General features: G+C 37.4%; 17 protein-coding genes and 1 pseudogene. 13 read left to right on the plus strand and 5 right to left on the minus strand.

Features of this window, described 5'->3' with window-relative positions; genetic code table 11:
• The coding region (locus tag EAL44_RS06160; protein WP_121075894.1) for an ATP synthase subunit B family protein at nt 1-869 on the plus strand (869 nt) is incomplete at its 5' end.
• Nucleotides 870-1,080: 211 nt separating this feature from the next.
• Here the strand turns inward: EAL44_RS06160 and EAL44_RS06165 are convergent.
• From EAL44_RS06165 to EAL44_RS06180, 3 genes are all read right to left on the minus strand, one after another.
• Nucleotides 1,081-2,217, minus strand: coding sequence for a potassium channel family protein (locus tag EAL44_RS06165; RefSeq protein WP_000462008.1), 1,137 nt, complete (start codon nt 2,215-2,217; stop codon nt 1,081-1,083).
• Nucleotides 2,218-2,403: 186 nt separating this feature from the next.
• Nucleotides 2,404-2,592, minus strand: a complete 189-nt coding sequence (gene rpmB, locus EAL44_RS06175; RefSeq protein WP_001118998.1) for a 50S ribosomal protein L28 — start codon at nt 2,590-2,592, stop codon at nt 2,404-2,406.
• Nucleotides 2,593-2,691: 99 nt separating this feature from the next.
• Nucleotides 2,692-3,540, minus strand: a complete 849-nt coding sequence (locus tag EAL44_RS06180; protein WP_121075900.1) for an HpaA family protein — start codon at nt 3,538-3,540, stop codon at nt 2,692-2,694.
• A gap of 124 nt (nt 3,541-3,664) precedes the next feature.
• Between EAL44_RS06180 and mraY the strand changes: the two genes are divergently transcribed.
• Together mraY and murD are read left to right on the plus strand one after the other, a co-directional pair.
• Nucleotides 3,665-4,726 (plus strand): phospho-N-acetylmuramoyl-pentapeptide-transferase, encoded by a 1,062-nt coding sequence (gene mraY / locus EAL44_RS06185; protein ID WP_121075903.1) that lies wholly within the window; start codon nt 3,665-3,667, stop codon nt 4,724-4,726.
• Nucleotide 4,727: 1 nt separating this feature from the next.
• A complete protein-coding gene (murD, locus tag EAL44_RS06190) occupies nt 4,728-5,996 on the plus strand; it encodes a UDP-N-acetylmuramoyl-L-alanine--D-glutamate ligase (protein ID WP_121075906.1) in 1,269 nt (422 codons plus the stop codon).
• Here murD and EAL44_RS06195 read toward each other — a convergent pair.
• Complete coding sequence (locus tag EAL44_RS06195; RefSeq protein ID WP_121075908.1) at nt 5,993-6,253, minus strand: HP0495 family protein; 261 nt, start codon at nt 6,251-6,253, stop codon at nt 5,993-5,995. The two genes, murD and EAL44_RS06195, sit on opposite strands and share 4 nt — an antisense overlap.
• Nucleotides 6,243-6,644 (minus strand): acyl-CoA thioesterase YbgC, encoded by a 402-nt coding sequence (gene ybgC, locus EAL44_RS06200; protein ID WP_001203798.1) that lies wholly within the window; start codon nt 6,642-6,644, stop codon nt 6,243-6,245. The genes EAL44_RS06195 and ybgC overlap by 11 nt, the downstream gene beginning before the upstream one ends.
• A gap of 230 nt (nt 6,645-6,874) precedes the next feature.
• Here ybgC and EAL44_RS06205 point away from each other — a divergent pair, with 230 nt between their 5' ends.
• The 10 genes and pseudogenes from EAL44_RS06205 to pgbA all read left to right on the plus strand — a co-directional run bounded on the left by EAL44_RS06205 (nt 6,875) and on the right by pgbA (nt 19,225).
• Nucleotides 6,875-8,203 (plus strand): sodium-dependent transporter, encoded by a 1,329-nt coding sequence (locus EAL44_RS06205; protein WP_121075911.1) that lies wholly within the window; start codon nt 6,875-6,877, stop codon nt 8,201-8,203.
• 10 nt (nt 8,204-8,213) lie between these two features.
• A complete protein-coding gene (locus EAL44_RS06210) occupies nt 8,214-9,542 on the plus strand; it encodes a sodium-dependent transporter (RefSeq protein ID WP_121075914.1) in 1,329 nt (442 codons plus the stop codon).
• A 14-nt stretch (nt 9,543-9,556) separates the two neighbouring features.
• Nucleotides 9,557-10,624, plus strand: coding sequence for a phospholipase A (locus EAL44_RS06215; protein ID WP_121075917.1), 1,068 nt, complete (start codon nt 9,557-9,559; stop codon nt 10,622-10,624).
• A 55-nt stretch (nt 10,625-10,679) separates the two neighbouring features.
• Complete coding sequence (gene dnaN, locus EAL44_RS06220; protein WP_121075920.1) at nt 10,680-11,804, plus strand: DNA polymerase III subunit beta; 1,125 nt, start codon at nt 10,680-10,682, stop codon at nt 11,802-11,804.
• An 11-nt stretch (nt 11,805-11,815) separates the two neighbouring features.
• Nucleotides 11,816-14,137: a DNA topoisomerase (ATP-hydrolyzing) subunit B gene (gene gyrB / locus EAL44_RS06225; RefSeq protein ID WP_121075923.1), complete on the plus strand. Its 2,322-nt coding sequence runs from the start codon at nt 11,816-11,818 to the stop codon at nt 14,135-14,137.
• A 45-nt stretch (nt 14,138-14,182) separates the two neighbouring features.
• On the plus strand, nt 14,183-15,175 hold the full coding sequence (locus EAL44_RS06230; RefSeq protein ID WP_121076076.1) for an adenine methyltransferase: 993 nt from the start codon (nt 14,183-14,185) through the stop codon (nt 15,173-15,175).
• Nucleotides 15,162-15,795: pseudogene (locus EAL44_RS06235) on the plus strand (R.Pab1 family restriction endonuclease). The gene EAL44_RS06230 and the pseudogene EAL44_RS06235 overlap by 14 nt, the downstream one beginning before the upstream one ends.
• 208 nt (nt 15,796-16,003) lie before the next feature.
• Nucleotides 16,004-17,224 (plus strand): peptidoglycan DD-metalloendopeptidase Csd3, encoded by a 1,221-nt coding sequence (gene csd3, locus EAL44_RS06240; RefSeq protein WP_121075929.1) that lies wholly within the window; start codon nt 16,004-16,006, stop codon nt 17,222-17,224.
• Nucleotides 17,224-17,862, plus strand: a complete 639-nt coding sequence (locus EAL44_RS06245) for an NUDIX hydrolase (protein ID WP_121075932.1) — start codon at nt 17,224-17,226, stop codon at nt 17,860-17,862. Before csd3 ends, EAL44_RS06245 begins: the two co-directional genes overlap by 1 nt.
• A gap of 10 nt (nt 17,863-17,872) precedes the next feature.
• Entirely contained in the window at nt 17,873-19,225 is a 1,353-nt protein-coding gene (gene pgbA / locus EAL44_RS06250) for a plasminogen-binding protein PgbA (protein WP_121075935.1), read from the plus strand.
• Nucleotide 19,226 lies beyond the last annotated feature (1 nt).

Genomic DNA, 19,226 nt, shown 5'->3' on the forward strand with positions numbered 1-19,226 from the left:
GCCTTGAATTACAAACTAAAATACGAGAATATGAAAACTATTTCACTGATTTCAATGCGAGCATGCGATCTAACGAGCAAGAAGTAACCGCTATACTAAACGCTAACGCCGAAAACATCAAAAGCGAGATTAAAAAACTAGAAAATCAAATGATAGAAACCACGACAAGGCTTTTAACGAGCTATCAAATCTTTTTGAACCAAGCCAGAGATAACGCTAATCATCAAATCACAGAGAACAAAACCGCAAGCCTTGAAGCGCTAACGCAGGCTAAAACGAACGCCAACAACGAAATAAGCAACAATAAAACGCAAGCGATAACTAACATTAACGAAGCCAAAGAAAGCGCTACAACGCAAATCAACGCTAACAAACAAGAAGCTTTAAACAATATCACGCAAGAAAAACAACAAGCTACAAATGAGATCACCGAAGCGAAGAAGAGCGCATTTAACGAACTTTTAGAAACCTTGAAGCCGAAGTTTAGCGGTTTATTCATGGGAGCTTATTATATTAGGAATGTTATTTATATCCAAGGCGGATGGGAGAGTAAAATCAAAGACTTGAGCGATTATGCGCTAGACAAAAGCAAAAAATACGAAATAGAAGTGTTTTTTAATTATATTACTTCGAAAGCTTTAGGAGATAACGCGTTTTTTGGGCTGAAAGCGCAAGAAGGCTTTTTAAAAGAAAGCATTCAAAAACTCACGCATAAGTATGTATCACAAACTTACCACACAAAGCTATTAGTGGAGAATGTGAGCGGTGTTTTAGGTTTGTATCATGGGTATTTTTTTGGCAATATCAATTATTTTAATGAAGCGGTTGTAACGATTATATCAACAAAGAGGGCTTTAAAAGGGTTATGACATTAACCTCATTGAGCGTATGGGTGTGAGAAAAATAAGCCCAAAATCCGTTTAAGTCTTGGATCTGTTCTCATCAAACATGAATGGCTAATTTTTTGACTAACGCCAAGCTCTTTGCTATGGATTGTAAAAAATGTTTTTAGCATTTTAGATTTTATGATCCGTATTTGATGAGAGTCAAGCCTTTTTTATTTAAAAAGGGCTGTATCAATCACAAGGAAATGTAATCCACTTCTTTGGGTTTTTGATGGTTGGCAATGAGTTGCTTACAGGTCGCAACGCCTTCTGAAGTGCCAACCATTAATAGTTTGGATTCGCTTGCAATAATCGTTTCTCCATCGGGCATAGGGATGTATTTGCCATCTTTTTGAGTGATACCAATCACAAAGGCTTTAGCGATCTCTCTAAAATGGGCTTCTTTTAATTTCCTTAACACAAGCCAGCTGGTTTTAGGGACAATCACTTCTTCTAAGTCTAAAAGCGTGTCTTTTTTATTGATAAAACGCTCTAAGATATTTTCCATATCCGGGCGCACCGCCATCGCACTCACTCTCTGTGCCATGAGCTTTGTGGGGGAAACCACCATATCAGCCCCTAATTTTTTTAATTTTTCTAAGCCTTCATCACTATGCGCGCTTGCAATGATGTAATAAGGTTTGCGCTTTAATTCCTTTTCAAACAAGCGCACGCTCACCATTAACGCCACATTCACCGGTAAAATCTTAGACAAAGCCACAACGCCCCTAGCACTGCTTAAGTGGGTTTTTAGCATGGCTAAATTGGTGTGCGGATCGCCTATGATGTAGTAGGGGTATTTGTGCTTAATGGCTTCTTCTTCAAAACTAGGGTCATTATCCACGACCACAAAGGGGATTTGAGCGGAGCGGAACTGCTTGCTCAATTCAATGGTGTATTCGTTGTGGTAACAAATCACATAATGATCCTTAAGGCGCGCGATTTTATAAATCATACCTTTCTCCTTAATCAATCTGGTAAGCGTGCCTTTATTGACCACGCTAACTAAAATAGCCACGCTAAAGGCAATGATTCCTGCCCCAAAAAACATTAAAATGGAAGTTAAAAAAATACTTATAGGCCCAAACTGGCTTTCATTTAAAGCGCCAAACCCTGTAGCTGTCATGGTGTAAGTCGTTTGGAAGAAAGCTTGCATAAGGCTATAATTTTCTAGGGCGAAGTATCCCAGAGTGCCTAAAAGCACAAGCAATTGGATTAAAATAAGCGGGAGTCTAAAGACCTTGAATTGCTCATAGATTTCAGAATTTAAATTGACTTCTGGCTGATTTTCATCATCTTTTTTGATTTTAAAAAATTTCAACTTTTCAAACAAAACCAATTCCTAGATCAAAATAAATTCTTTTGAAAGCGTTTACTTCTAAGTTTGATCAAAACGCTAAACCTAATTTAGGCTGTGTTTTAATCTCAAAAAGAAGTTTAGATCTAAGGGGAGTTTTAAAAAGGTTATCAAAAACATCAAAACCACCCCTACAATCAAAATGGATAGAAATTCTAAAAACTAAGCCCCTTTACGCATGGTTCTTAAAGTGGAAGCAGCCACTTTAATGCGTTTAGTCGTGCCGTCGTCTAATTGGATCTTAATCGATCGCAAGTTAGGGAGTAAGCGACGCTTATTTTTGTTGTTCGCATGACTGACATGATTGCCTATCATAGGCCCTTTGAAAGTTAAAGCGCATCTTTTTGCCATTGTGTATCCTTAATTATTGAAATAAACTTTGCATTATACTTAAAATAGCCTTTAAAAAGACTGATTTTAAGGCTAATTTTTAAATGGTTCGTTTAAGAACTAATTCTTTTGAGGTGCAGAACTTTTAAAACCTTTCATTCTATCAATAGCATCTCTGTATTTGGCGATATTTTCTTCTGTAAGTTCTGTTACAGCTTTTTTCATGGTAACTGCATACATTCTGTTTAAAATCTTGTGTATCGCATCTTCTTTATTCTTTTCTAAATCTTCATGGATAATGCTGTTTGAAGAATTAAACCCCCCAGAATTACTGTGTTTGTAAGTATAGGTCATTGCTTGAAAAGTCCCTACTTCCACAGCAAAATCATGGACGACACGATTGCTTTCTGGCTCATAAAAATTAAACCATACAGAGCCTGAGCTTTGATCCACTAGCGTGTCTAAATTGGGATTATTGGAGTCTTTTAAATTCATTTTCAAATCTTCTAAGATTCCTACCCACCCTTTCAGATCCAAAACGGAAAAAATCTTTCTCTTATCTTGCAAAGTTAAAGCTTTTTCATCTTGAAAACGCAACACCTGATAGCCTCTTTTTTCAAAAATAGTTTGGATTTGATTGACTAAAGCGTCTTGAAACTTATCAATATAGGGCTTTAGATTATCGCTCACTTGAATGTGTGGCGCTAAAATACCTACAACATGATGGTTTTGTGGGGCTTGAACAATATGTATTGGATAATTAAAATCTAGCGGCGTAACATGTTCAGAGCTTGTTTGTATTCTTTCATGAGTTTGAGCTTGAGCTTGCTTTTGATTTTTGGCGTCATTTGGTGTTTTTGTCTCAGCGCTTGGATTCATCGCACAACCGATTAACACGCTTGAAAGCCCTAAAGCCACCAACATTTTAGAATAAACCCTAACTTTTTTAAAAATAAACGAACGCTCCATAAAAGACTCCTAAAAATTAAAATGAACTCTTATCATACCCTATTCATGCTATTTTTAAGTAAACCAATTTGCGCTACAATTTTCTTTTTTCTAAATTTCAAGCATGGCGATTTTAGGGGATTTTATGCTCTATTCTTTACTATATGGCTATTTTAATATCAATCTTTTCCAGTATTTGACTTTTAGAGCAGGGTTAGGGTTTTTCATAGCCTTTTTCCTCACGCTTTTTTTAATGCCTAAATTCATTCTATGGGCCAAGGCTAAAAAGGCTAACCAGCCCATTTCTAGCTTCGTACCAAGCCACCAGAATAAAAAGGATACCCCTACGATGGGGGGGATTGTGTTTGTTTTTGCAACCATTGTTGCGAGCGTGTTGTGCGCGTCTTTGGGTAATCTTTATGTGTTGTTAGGGATAATCGTGTTAGTGGGCTTTAGTTTTGTGGGTTTTAGAGACGATTACACTAAAATCAACCAACAAAGCAACGCCGGTATGAGCGCCAAAATGAAATTTGGCATGCTTTTTATCCTTTCGCTTGTAGTGTCTGTTTTGTTGAGCCTTAAGGGGTTAGACACTTTTTTATACGCGCCGTTTTTGAAAAACCCCTTGTTTGAAATGCCAACGGTGTTAGCGGTTGGTTTTTGGGTGTTGGTTTTTTTATCCACGAGCAATGCGGTGAATTTAACCGACGGCTTAGACGGCTTAGCGAGCGTGCCTAGCATTTTCACCCTCTTAAGCCTTTCTATCTTTGTGTATGTGGCAGGGAATGCGGAATTTTCTAAATACTTGCTCTATCCTAAAGTCATAGATGTGGGGGAATTGTTTGTGATTTCGCTAGCGTTAGTGGGATCGCTCTTTGGCTTTTTGTGGTATAACTGCAACCCAGCAAGCGTGTTTATGGGCGATAGCGGGAGTTTGGCTTTGGGGGGGTTTATCGCTTATAACGCTATCGTTTCGCACAATGAAATCTTACTCGTTTTAATGGGATCTATTTTTGTGGTAGAAACTTTGTCGGTGATCTTGCAAGTAGGGAGCTATAAAACCCGTAAAAAACGCCTTTTTTTAATGGCGCCCATCCACCATCATTTTGAGCAAAAGGGCTGGGCAGAAAATAAAGTGATCGTGCGTTTTTGGATCATTTCTATGCTGAGTAATTTAGTCGCTCTTTTAAGCTTGAAAGTGCGTTAAAATGAAAATCTCTTTATTGGGGCATGGCAAAACCACTTTAGCCTTAGGGCGTTTTTTTAAAAAAAACCATAACGAAGTCAAATTTTTTGATGACAAATTCCCTTCATTTCATAAAGATAGCGAGGGTTTTCTTTGCTATCCCAGTAAGGATTTTAACCCTAATGATTCTCAATTAGAGATAGTCAGCCCTGGCATTAGTTTCACGCACCCTTTAGCGATAAAAGCCAAGCATTTAATGAGCGAATACGATTATATTGATAGTTTGTTTGATCATTCTTTCACGCCCACTATAATAAGTGTTAGCGGCACTAATGGTAAAACCACCACGACAGAAATGCTCACCATGCTTTTAGAAGATTTTAAGGCTGTGAGTGGGGGGAATATCGGCACGCCCTTGATTGAATTGTTTGAAAAGCAATCGCCCTTGTGGGTGTTGGAAACAAGCTCCTTTTCTTTGCATTACACTAATAAGGCTTACCCTTTAATCTACTTGCTCATCAATGTAGAAGCTGATCATTTGACTTGGCATTGCAATTTTGAAAATTATTTGAACGCTAAACTCAAGGTTTTATCGTTGATGCCTAAAACTTCGCTCGCTATCCTCCCTTTAAAATTCAAAGAACACCCCATTATCCAAAACTCGCAAGCGCAAAAAATCTTTTTTGATCACAGTGAAGAGATTTTAGAGTGTTTAGAAATCCCTTCTAACGCCCTTTTTTTTAAGGGAGCGTTTTTATTAGACGCTGCCTTAGCCCTTTTAGTTTATGAGCAATTTTTAAAAATAAAGAATTTAAAATGGCAAGATTATAGAGAAAACGCCCTTAAAAGGTTGAACGCTTTTAAAATCGGATCGCATAAAATGGAAGAATTTAGGGATAAAGAAGGGCGTTTGTGGGTAGATGACAGCAAGGCTACGAACATTGATGCCACCTTACAAGCCCTAAAAACCTTTAAAAAACAAAAAATCCATTTGATTGTAGGGGGCGATATTAAAGGGGTCAATTTAACCCCCCTTTTTGAAGAGTTTAAAAACTATAAAATTAGCCTTTATGCCATAGGATCAAGCGCTTCTATCATCCAAGCCTTAGCGTTAGAATTTAATGTTTCTTGTCAAGTTTGTTTAAAGTTAGAAAAAGCGGTTCAAGAAATTAAAAGCGTTTTATTACAAAATGAAGTCGCTTTGCTTTCACCCAGCGCGGCCAGTTTGGATCAATTTTCTTCGTATAAAGAAAGGGGTGAAAAATTCAAAGCGTTTGTTTTAAAAGATTAAAGCGCATGCGCCACGACTTCTAATTGTGAAATTTTTTGAAAAATCTCGTTCCGTTCTGCTTCGCTTGAAACTTCCATAGAAACATTAAAACTATAAAATCTAGCGTTTTTAGAAGTGTTTTTAAATTCCAATTTAAAGGGGCGTTGGTAGGTTTCTAAAAGCCCTTTTAACACGCTTGTATCTTTGGTGGTCATAATCACCCTATAATCCCAAAGGCAAGGGTAAATAATGGTGGGTTTTTCTGAATCAGACGGCATTGAGCAGCTCCTTGAATAATTTAGGAATGGCAATAGGGCTGTATGTAGAGCGGTTGACAAAGCCAAACTTGATTTCTGAAGCAAAGACTTTAAAAGGCTTCATAGGCTCTAAAGAAGCGTTTTGGATACAATAAATTTCTTGAAAAAGCACCACAAAAACCTTTCTTAATTCTTTAATTTGCGTTCTTATTTCTAAGACCTGGCCAAGGCTTGCGGGGGTGAAAAAATCCGCTTTGATAGAGCGGATGACAAACACGCCTTCTTCATTTTCGGGCAAGACATTTTGTTTAAAAAAAAACTCGCTCCTAGCCCTTTCGCAATATTTCAAATAATTCGCATGATAGACCACGCCTTCAGAGTCGGTATCTTCGTAATATACCCTACAGCGCATTAATTCCCCTTACTTAAATAATGAAATTTTCTTAAAATTATACAATATGTAACTTAACTATAGTATAATCTAGGGGCGTTGCTTTATAATTTTTAGGTATTTTTGAAGCGGGTTTTTCCTTAAATTTTAGGGTTCTTAAAGCTTTCAAAAAAACTAATCATAGCAATCAAAACGATTAAGGACATAGCTCTTTAATTTTAATCATTGACAAGGAGTTTGGTAGTTAGGATATGGGTAATCATTTTTCTAAATTAGGATTTGTTTTAGCGGCTTTAGGGAGCGCGATAGGTTTAGGGCATATTTGGCGTTTTCCTTACATGACTGGGGTGAGCGGTGGGGGTGCTTTTGTTTTATTGTTTTTATTTTTATCCTTAAGCGTTGGTGCGGCAATGTTTATCGCTGAAATGCTGTTAGGACAAAGCACTCAAAAAAATGTAATAGAGGCTTTTAAAGAGCTTGACCTTAACCCCAAAAAACGCTGGAAATACGCAGGGCTTTTGCTTATTTCTGGGCCTTTAATACTGACTTTTTATGGCACTATTTTAGGTTGGGTGCTTTATTATTTAGTGAGTATTAGTTTCAATTTGCCTAACAGTATCCAAGAATCTGAACAAATCTTTAATGATACCTTACAATCCATTAGGTTACAATCCATAGGGCTTTTTAGCGTTTTATTCATAACCGGATGGATTGTTTCTAGGGGGATTAAAGAAGGCATTGAAAAACTCAATTTGGTTTTAATGCCCTTACTCTTTGCCACTTTTTTTGGTTTGCTTTTCTATGCGATGAGCATGGATTCTTTTTCTAAAGCTTTCCATTTCATGTTTGATTTCAAGCCAAAAGATTTGACTTCTCAAGTGTTCACTTATTCCTTGGGGCAGGTTTTCTTTTCTTTAAGCATCGGATTAGGGATCAATATCACTTATGCTGCGGTTACGGATAAAACGCAGAATTTGCTTAAAAGCACCATTTGGGTGGTTTTATCAGGGATTTTAATTTCTCTTGTGGCAGGGCTTATGATTTTCACTTTTGTGTTTGAATACGGGGCTAATGTCTCACAAGGCACAGGGTTAATATTCACTTCTTTACCGGTGGTTTTTGGCCAAATGGGAGCGATAGGCGTTCTTGTTTCAATTCTTTTCTTGCTCGCACTCGCTTTTGCTGGCATCACTTCTACGGTGGCTTTATTAGAGCCAAGTGTGATGTATCTTACCGAAAAGTATCAATACTCTCGTTTTAAGGTTACTTGGGGTCTTGTAGCGCTAATTTTTGTGGTAGGCGTGGTGTTGATTTTCTCGCTCCATAAGGATTATAAAGACTATCTCACTTTCTTTGAAAAAAGTCTTTTTGATTGGTTGGATTTTGCCTCAAGCACCATTATCATGCCTTTAGGCGGGATGGCAACCTTTATTTTTATGGGCTGGGTTTTGAAAAAAGAAAAATTGCGTCTCTTTAGTGCGCACTTTTTAGGCCCTAAATTGTTTGCAACTTGGTATTTCTTGCTTAAATACATCACCCCTTTAATTGTGTTTTCCATTTGGTTGAGCAAGATTTATTAAAATATTTGGCATGGGAAAATTTTCTAAATTAGGCTTTATTTTAGCCACTTTGGGTAGCTCTATCGGTTTAGGGCATATTTGGCGCTTTCCTTATATGGTAGGTCATAATGGGGGGAGTGCGTTTGTGCTTTTATATCTGGTGCTAACCTTGAGTTTAGGCATTGCTATGCTTTTAGTGGAAATGCTGATTGGGAATTTGGGTAAAAAAGATGTTGTTTCTAATTATCAAATCTTAGATCCTAAAAGGAAAAAATATTACCCTTTCACTTCTTTTTTTATTTTAGGCGGCCCTCTCATTTTATCCTTTTATGCGGTGGTGTTAGGCTGGGTGCTTTACTATCTTTTTGTAGTAACTTTTGATTTGCCTAAAAATTTAGAGCAAGCTAAAATGCAATTTAGCATGCTCCAAAATGGCAGTTTGATCTGGCCTGTTATTGGCTTTAGCGCATGCTTGTTGCCGACAATATGGTTTGTTTCTAGAGGGATTGAAGAAGGGATTGAAAAATTAAATGTCGTGCTTATGCCCTTATTGTTTGTGATTTTCATAGGGCTTTTAATCTATGCGATGACTTTAGAAAGCATGCCTAAAGCTTTGCGCTTTTTATTTAATTTTGAGATTCAAAAGATTGATTTTAAGGTTGTTATGGACGCTTTAGGGCAGATGTTCTTTTCTTTGAGTTTAGGGGTAGGCACGATCATTACCTATTCAGCTTTTACGCCCAAAAAAGAAAACCTACTCAAAAGCTCTCTGTTTATTGTTTTACCGGGTATTTTAATCTCTCTCATTGCTGGGGTGATGATTTTTACCTTTGTGTTTGAATACCATGCGGATGTGTCTCAAGGGCCGGGGCTTGTTTTTATTTCCTTACCTTTGACTTTCGCTAAAATGGGAATCAGTGGGCAGATTGTATCGCTTTTTTTCTTTATAGCACTTGTTTTTGCCGGGATCACTTCCACGGTTTCTTTGATAGAGCCTTTAGTGCTTTATTTAATCAATCGTTTTAATTTCTCACGCCTTAAGGCGTCGCTATGGATAGGGGTTGTTGTGTATGTTTTAGGCGTTTTAGTCATTCTTTCTATGAATGAACGATACGCTAAGTTTTTAAGCTTCGCTCATAAGAGCGTGTTTGGGTGGCTGGATTTCATCACTTCTTCGTTTTTAATGCCTTTGGGAGGCTTGTTTTCAGTCTTATTTGTGGGGTGGATTTTAAATAAAAAGCGTTCTTTTTTAGCCACGAAGCATTTCTTTAATATAAACGCTTTCAAAGCGTGGCATTTTAGCGTTCGTTTTATCGCGCCTGTAGTGATTTTAGCGATTTTCATCTTGCAATTCAAGTGAAATAAGGATGCTTGATGAAAAGCATTTTGCTCTTTATGATTTTTGTAGTTTGTCAGTTAGAAGGCAAAAATTTTTCACAAGATAATTTTAAGGTGGATTATAACTACTATTTGCGCAAACAGGATTTGCACATCATTAAAACGCAAAACGATTTGTCCAATGCCTGGTATCTCCCTCCACAAAAAGCCCCCAAAGAACATTCTTGGGTGGATTTTGCTAAAAAATATTTAAACATGATGGATTATCTAGGCACTTATTTTTTGCCTTTTTATCATAGTTTCACCCCCATTTTTCAATGGTACCACCCTAATATCAACCCCTATCAACGCAATGAGTTTAAGTTCCAAATCAGTTTTAGAGTGCCTGTATTTAGGCATATTCTTTGGACTAAAGGCACGCTTTATTTGGCTTATACCCAAACTAACTGGTTTCAAATTTACAATGACCCCCAATCCGCTCCCATGCGAATGATGAATTTCATGCCTGAACTCATTTATGTTTATCCTATTAATTTTAAACCTTTTGGGGGTAAAATAGGGAATTTTTCTGAAATTTGGATAGGTTGGCAACACATTTCTAATGGCGTGGGGGGCGCGCAATGTTACCAGCCTTTCAATAAAGAGGGTAATCCTGAAAACCAATTCCCAGGAGGGCCTGTGATCGTTAAAGATTATAACGGACAAAAAGACGTGCGCTGGGGGGGGTGCCGCTCTGTGAGCGCGGGGCAACGCCCTGTGTTTCGTTTGGTTTGGGAAAAGGGAGGCTTGAAAATCATGGTCGCTTATTGGCCCTATGTCCCTTATGATCAATCCAACCCTAATTTGATTGATTATATGGGGTATGGTAACGCTAAAGTTGATTACAGGAGAGGGCGCCACCATTTTGAATTGCAACTTTATGATATTTTCACGCAATACTGGCGTTATGATCGCTGGCATGGAGCTTTCCGCTTAGGCTATACCTATCGCATTAACCCTTTTGTGGGGATTTATGTGCAGTGGTTTAACGGCTATGGCGATGGCTTGTATGAATACGATGTTTTTTCCAATCGTATAGGGGTAGGAATACGCTTAAACCCTTAAAAAAGCGTTCTTTTATGCTATAATAAGACTAAAAATTCAAGGGGATTATTCAGCTATGAAAATCAGTGTTAGTAAAAACGATTTAGAAAATGCTTTGCGCTATTTGCAAGCTTTTTTGGATAAAAAGGACGCTTCTTCTATCGCTTCACACATCCATTTAGAAGTCATTAAAGAAAAGCTTTTTTTAAAGGCTAGCGATTCCGATATTGGGCTAAAAAGCTATATTTCTACGCAATCCACCGATAAAGAGGGTGTAGGCACGATCAACGGGAAAAAGTTTTTGGATATTATCTCATGTTTAAAAGACTCTAATATTATTTTAGAAACTAAAGATGATAGCTTGGTGATCAAACAAAATAAAAGCTCTTTCAAACTCCCCATGTTTGACGCTGATGAGTTCCCTGAATTCCCTTTTATTGATCCCAAAGTGAGTATAGAAGTCAATACCCCCTTTTTGGTAGATGCGTTTAAAAAGATCGCTCCTGTGATTGAGCAAACCAGCCATAAAAGGGAATTAGCCGGTATTTTAATGCAATTCAATCAAAAACATCAAACCCTTTCGGTGGTAGGCACGGATACCAAGCGGCTTTCTTACACGCAGTTAGAAAAAGTCTCTATCCATTCCACTGAAGAAGACATCTCTTGCATTTTACCTAAAAGGGCTTTATTAGAAATCCTTAAGCTTTTTTATGAAAATTTCAGTTTTAAAAGCGATGGCATGCTAGCGGTGGTTGAAAACGAAACGCACACTTTTTTCACCAAGCTCATTGATGGGAATTACCCCGATTATCAAAAAATCCTCCCCAAAGAATATATTTCTTCTTTCACTTTAGGCAAGGAAGAATTTAAAGAGAGCATTAAGTTATGCAGTTCTTTAAGCTCCACCATCAAACTCACTTTAGAAAAAAATAACGCTTTGTTCGAATCTTTGGATTCTGAGCATAGCGAAACGGCTAAAACCTCTGTTGAGATTGAAAAAGGTTTGGATATTGAAAAAGCCTTTCATTTGGGCGTGAACGCTAAATTTTTCCTTGAAGCCTTAAACGCTTTAGGGACAACGCAATTCGTTTTAAAATGCAATGAACCTTCTTCGCCTTTTTTGATCCAAGAGCCTCTTGATGAAAAGCAAAGCCACTTGAACGCTAAAATTTCCACTTTGATGATGCCAATCACACTATAAAGGCTGATTGAATGCAAAATTACCAGAGCCATAGTATTAAGGTTTTAAAAGGCTTAGAGGGGGTTAGGAAACGCCCTGGAATGTATATTGGCGATACCAATGTGGGTGGGTTGCACCACATGGTGTATGAAGTCGTGGATAACGCTGTAGATGAGAGCATGGCGGGCTTTTGCGATAGGATTAATATCACTTTGACTAGTGAGGGGTCATGCATTGTAGAAGATAACGGGCGAGGCATTCCTGTAGACATTCACCCCACAGAAAAAATCCCCGCTTGCACCGTGGTTTTAACGATTTTGCATGCGGGGGGCAAGTTTGATAATGATACTTATAAAGTTTCAGGCGGTTTGCATGGCGTGGGCGTTTCGGTTGTGAACGCTTTGAGCAAACGCTTGATTATGACCATTAAAAAAGAGGGTCAAATCTATCGCCAAGAGTTTGAAAAGGGTATCCCCATTAGCGAGCTTGAAATCATTGGTAAAACCAAAAGCGCTAAAGAAAGCGGCACGACTATTGAATTTTTCCCTGATGGAAGCGTGATGGAAGTCGTTGAATTTCAAGCGGGTATTTTGCAAAAGCGTTTCAAAGAAATGGCGTATCTTAATGACGGCTTAAAAATTTCTTTCAAAGAGGAAAAAACCCAACTGCAAGAGACTTATTTCTATGAAGACGGCTTGAAACAATTCGTTAAAGACAGCGCTAAAAAAGAATTGCTCACCCCCATTGTTGCGTTTAAAAGCATGGATGAAGAAACGCGCACTTCTATAGAGGTCGCTTTAGCGTATGCTGACGATTACAATGAAAACACTTTAAGCTTTGTGAATAATATTAAAACTTCTGAGGGCGGCACGCATGAGACGGGCTTTAAAATGGGCTTGTCTAAAGCGATTTTGCAATATATTGACAATAACATTAAAACCAAAGAGTCGCGCCCCATTTCTGAAGACATTAAAGAGGGTTTAGTGGCTATTGTGAGCTTGAAAATGAGTGAGCCGTTATTTGAAGGGCAGACTAAATCCAAACTCGGTAGCTCGTATGCGCGCGCGTTGGTTTCAAAATTAGTCTATGATAAAATCCATCAATTTTTAGAAGAAAACCCTAACGAAGCTAAAATCATCGCCAATAAAGCCCTACTAGCTGCAAAGGCTAGAGAAGCCAGTAAGAAAGCCAGAGAGCTTACAAGGAAAAAAGACAATTTGAGTGTCGGCACCTTGCCTGGAAAATTAGCCGATTGCCAGAGTAAAGACCCCTTAGAGAGTGAGATCTTTTTAGTGGAGGGCGATAGTGCGGGCGGGAGCGCTAAACAAGGGCGCGATAGGGTTTTTCAAGCGATTTTGCCCTTAAAGGGTAAGATTTTAAATGTGGAAAAAAGCCATTTGTCAAAGATCCTAAAATCAGAAGAAATTAAAAACATGATCACGGCTTTTGGGTGTGGCATTCAAGAGAGTTTTGATATAGAAAGATTGCGCTATCATAAAATCATTATCATGACCGATGCTGATGTGGATGGGAGCCATATCCAAACCTTGCTGATGACTTTTTTCTATCGTTATTTACGCCCGCTGATTGAACAAGGGCATGTTTATATCGCTCAAGCCCCTCTTTATAAATACAAGAAAGGCAAAACAGAAATTTATCTTAAAGACAGCGTCGCTTTGGATCATTTTTTAATTGAGCATGGCATCAATTCGGTGGATATTGAAGGGATTGGCAAGAACGATTTGATGAATTTGTTAAAAGTGGCGCGCCATTACCGCTATGTGCTTTTGGAATTAGAAAAACGCTACAACTTGCTAGAAATTTTACGCTTTCTCATTGAAACTAAGGACGCTTTAAGCCTTGATATGAAAGTTTTAGAAAAAAGTATTTTGGAAAAATTAGAGGGCTTGAATTATCAGATCTTACGCTCTTTTGCTACTGAAGAAAGTTTAAATTTGCATGCGCAAACCCCTAAAGGCTTGGTGGAATTTAATTTAGATGACAACCTCTTTAAAGAAGTGTTGTTTGAAGAAGCGCATTACACCTACCAAAAACTTATGGAATATAATTTAGATTTCTTGGAAAATAAGGATATTTTGGCGTTTTTAGAAGAAGTGGAAAACCACGCTAAAAAGGGAGCGAATATCCAACGCTATAAGGGGTTAGGCGAGATGAACCCTAATGACTTGTGGGAAACGACCATGCATAAAGAAAACCGCAGTCTCATCAAACTCAAAATTGAAGATTTAGAAAAAACCGATGCAGTCTTTTCGCTTTGCATGGGCGATGAAGTAGAGCCTAGAAGAGCTTTTATCCAAGCGCATGCTAAAGATGTGAAACAGCTAGATGTGTAAGGGATTTTGATTAGAACCTCTAAACATTTAACCAAGCAAGAGAGCGTGGATTTAGGGGCTTACTACACGCCCCCTTATTTAGTGGATTGTGCTTACAAGCTTTTAAAAAAGCATGTTGGTATTGAAAACTACACGCTTTTAGACACTGCATGTGGCAATAAAGAGTTTTTAAAACTCCACCACCCTAAAAAAATAGGAGCGGATATTGACCCTAAGTGTGGTGCTTTAATGATAAACGCTCTAGCCAATCCTAAAAGAGAAAATTATGGCATCAGCCAAGATGAGCTTTTAATCATCGTGGGCAATCCCCCCTATAACGATAGAACCTCCTTTATCAAACAAGATATTAAAAACAAAGATTTCATTTTTGAGATAGACAACGATTTGAAATCTAGGGATTTAGGGATAAGTTTTTTAAAATCTTTTGTGGCTTTAAAGCCGGCTTTTATTTGCGTGTTACACCCTTTATCTTACCTCATCAAAGAAGCTAATTTTAAGCAATTAAAGCTATTTAAGGATTATTATAGGCTTTTAGACGCTTTGGTTGTTTCTTCTAAATCTTTCACTAAAAGCAACGAATTTCCTATTGTGATAGCTTTATATGAGCGAGGGCGGATGGACTATGCAGATATTAGGCGTTTTATGTTTCCAACTGATTGTAATACGACGCTATGCTTAAACGATTTTGACTATATATCCAATTATGTGGATAAATACCCTAACGCCAAAAAGGTTAATGCATGCGTGGGCTATTTTTTCCCTATGCGAGACATCAACGCTCTTAAGCGCAACAAAACTTTTTTAAACGCACCAAGCGAAAATGCGGTGCGAATCAGTCAAGACAAATTGATTTATTACCAATATGTCCATTATTTTAAGGAAATCGCCCCTAAAATCCCTTATTATTTTGGTAATTTGGATATTATTATTGACAATTTTGCTTTTTTAAAAATTAAAGACGCTTTTTTAAAAGATAAACGAGCGCGCTTAGAATATTTTAAAAAATTGTTTCAAGGACACCCTTGTGAGTTTGATTAAAGTTAGTGATGATAAAAAAGCGATTGAGGTTTCTATTCCTTTAACTTCAATTTCAGGCAAAGTGCGTGTGAAAATCAGACATGCCTTTAGCGATTATGGCATTTTAACAGCGACCAGAAAAATCCCTTTCAGTTTAAAGCATTATGTAGAGTGGCAAATCGGTTATGATGTCCCCATTAAAGATAAAGAAAAATGTGAACTCACTACCCTAAAAGATGAAAAATACTATTTTTTAGGGTCTAATAATAAAATAAAAACTCTTTATGAGTTGAGCGAAATGATTTATTACGTTAAGCAATTAGGTTTAATCAATTTAGAAAATTTAGAAAATACTTTAAAATATTTAGAAAAACAAAAACAATTCATAGAAGATCATTTTATGATTACAAGAGAAAGATTTAGGCCTCATCAATTTGGTGGCATGGATTTTTGCTTTTCTATTTTGGAGTTAAAAACCGCTACCCCCTTATTAAATAGAACGGCTACACTCAAAGAACATGCCCTTTTGATTATCCATAAAACCAACGCTCTTGTGTTTTTAGAAACGCTTAAAATTTTTGGACTCTCAAGCGCACCATAATGATGTGTTAAAGATTTTAGAAAAAATACTTCAAAATTAACAACGATGCGGATTGATTAAAAGGGAATATCCAACGCTATAAGATCTAGGCGAGATAGACCCGTTTATGGGGAATAACCATGCATCAATAAAATGCGCTTCATAAAGCTATAAAAACAGGGCTAGGCTTTAAACTTGTATCGTTTTTCTTTAATGGCTTATGTTATACTAATAAAATACAGATTCAATTGAAGGCATTAAACGACTGCATGGTATTTTTTCATAAGAAAATGATTTTAAATTTTATCTATTCTTTAATGGTTGCTTTTTTATTCCATTTATTTTATGGGGTTCTTTTAAAAGCCGATGAAATGGCTAAAAAGCAAACTCTTTTAGTGGGTGAAAGGCTTGTGTGGGATAAGCTCACGCTGTTAGGGTTTTTAGAAAAAAACCATATCCCTCAAAAACTCTACTACAATTTGAGCTCTCAAGATAAAGAATTGAGCGCTGAAATCCAAAGCAATGTTACCTATTACACTTTAAGAGATGCTAACAACACGCTCATTCAAGCCCTTATCCCTATAAGCCAGGATTTGCAAATCCATATTTATAAAAAAGGGGAGGATTATTTTTTAGACTTTATCCCTATTATTTTCACTCGTAAAGAAAAAACCCTCCTTCTTTCCTTACAAACTTCGCCCTATCAAGATATTGTCAAAGCCACCAATGACCCCCTTTTAGCCAACCAATTGATGAACGCGTATAAAAAAAGCGTGCCTTTTAAACGCTTAGCAAGAAACGATAAAATCGCTATCGTTTATACAAGAGATTATCGTGTGGGGCAAGCGTTTGGCCAGCCAACCATTAAAATAGCCATGATTAGCTCTCGTTTGCACCAATACTATCTTTTTTCCCATTCAAACGGGCGTTATTACGATTCAAAAGCGCAAGAAGTGGCAGGGTTTTTACTAGAAACCCCGGTGAAATACACCCGCATTTCTTCGCATTTTTCTTATGGGAGGTTCCATCCTGTCTTAAAAGTCAGACGGCCTCATTACGGCGTGGATTATGCGGCTAAACATGGCAGTTTGATTTATTCTGCTTCAGATGGCCGTGTGGGTTTTATAGGGGTTAAGGCGGGGTATGGGAAGGTGGTTGAAATCCATTTGAATGAATTGCGCTTGGTGTATGCTCACATGAGCGCGTTCGCTAACGGGTTGAAAAAAGGCTCGTTCGTTAAAAAAGGGCAAATCATAGGAAGAGTGGGAAGCACGGGTTTAAGCACCGGGCCGCATTTGCATTTTGGCGTGTATAAAAACTCCCGCCCCATTAATCCTTTAAGCTATATCCGCACCGCTAAAAGCAAATTATACGGCAAACAAAGAGAGGTTTTTTTAGAAAAAGCTCAGCATTCTAAGCAAAAATTAGAAGAACTTTTTAAAACCCATTCTTTTGAAAAAAATTCATTTTATCTTTTAGAGGGTTTTTAATGTCTTATTTTAAGAATGCTTTCAATCAAAAATCTTTAATAGATAATTCTAGTGTGTATTTAGAGCCTTGTTCTAGCTCTAATTTCATAGAATTAAAACGCATGCATTATAATGAAGAGAATACTAAGAAAACATGGGATATGATTAAGTCTCTAGACAGCGTGGCGGTTTTAATTTATGAAAAAGAATCCGATTGCTTTGTGATTGTGAAACAATTCCGCCCAGCCATTTATGCGCGCCATTTTCATTTTAAGCGCGATCAAGATCAAAATATTGACGGATACACTTATGAATTGTGCGCGGGGCTTGTGGATAAAGCTAATAAGAGTTTAGAAGAAATCGCTTGCGAAGAAGCGCTAGAAGAATGCGGTTATCAAATTAGCCCTAAAAATTTAGAAACCATAGGCCAATTTTATAGCGCGACCGGATTGAGCGGGAGTTTGCAAACGCTCTATTACGCTGAAGTGCATAAGAATTTGAGGGTTTCAAAGGGTGGGGGGATTGATGCCGAAAAGATTGAAGTGCTGTTTTTGGAGCGATCAAAAGCTTTTGATTTCATAATGGATTTTCAATACGCTAAAACCACCGGATTGTCTTTAGCCATTTTATGGCATTTAAAAAAGTTTAAAAATGTTTAAAAGGAATTTTATGTTAAGGCTTTTGATAGGACTTCTTCTAATGAGTTTTATAAGCTTGCAATCAGCCTCTTGGCAAGAACCCTTAAGAGTGAGTATAGAATTTGTGGATTTGCCTAAAAAAATCATTCGTTTCCCGGCTCATGATTTGCAAGTGGGGGAGTTTGGTTTTGTCGTTACTAAACTTTCAGATTATGAAATCGTTAATTCTGAAGTGGTCATTATTGCCGTTGAAAATGGCGTCGCAACGGCTAAATTCAGAGCGTTTGAGTCTATGAAACAAAGCCATTTACCCACTCCAAGAATGGTCGCTAGAAAGGGGGATTTAGTCTATTTTAGGCAATTCAACAACCAAGCGTTTTTAATCGCTCCTAATGATGAACTCTATGAGCAAATCAGAGCGACTAACACTGATATTACTTTTATTAGTTCTGATTTGTTGGTTACTTTTTTGAATGGGTTTGACCCAAAAATCGCTAATTTAAGGAAAGCGTGCAATGTTTATAGTGTGGGGGTGATTTATATTGTAACCACGAACACGCTCAATATTTTAAGCTGTGAGAGTTTTGAAATTTTAGAAAAAAGAGAGTTGGATACAAGCGGCGTTACTAAAACTTCTACGCCGTTTTTTTCTAGGGTTGAGGGCATTGATGCAGGCACGCTAGGGAAACTTTTTTCAGGCAGTCAATCTAAAAATTACTTCGCTTACTATGACGCTTTAGTGAAAAAAGAAAAACGCAAAGAAGTGAGGATTGAAAAGAAAGAAGGAAAAATTGATGCTAGAGAAATTAAACGAGAAATCAAGCAAGAAGCCATTAAAGAGCCTAAAAAAGCCAATCAAGGTGCAGAAAACGCTCCCACTTTAGAAGAGAAAAACTACCAAAAAGCAGAGCGAAAACTTGACGCTAAAGAAGGAAGACGCTATTTAAGAGATGAAAGGAAAAAAGCCAAAGCCACCAAAAAGGCTATGAAATTTGAAGAAAGAGAAAAAGAGCATGATGAAAGAGATGATAGGGAGACTGAAGAAAGAAGAAAAGCTTTAGAAATGGATAAAGGCAATGAAAAAGTCAATGCCAAAGAAAATGAGCAAGAAATCAAGCAAGAAGCCATTAAAGAGTCAAGTCATGAAAATAACGCCACTCTAAAAGACACAGAAAATACTTCTGTCTTAAAAGAGAGTGCCATTAAAAAAGAAGCGTCAAAACCAAATTCTAAAGAAGAAAAACGCCGCTTGAAAGAAGAAAAGAAAAAAGCCAAAGCCGAACAAAGAGCGAGGGAATTTGAACAAAGAGCGAGAGAGCATCAAGAAAGAGATGAAAAAGAGCTTGAAGAGCGAAGAAAAGCTTTAGAAATGAATAAGAAGTAAG

The organism is Helicobacter pylori, assembly GCF_003637685.1.
GTDB lineage: Bacteria > Campylobacterota > Campylobacteria > Campylobacterales > Helicobacteraceae > Helicobacter > Helicobacter pylori_CJ.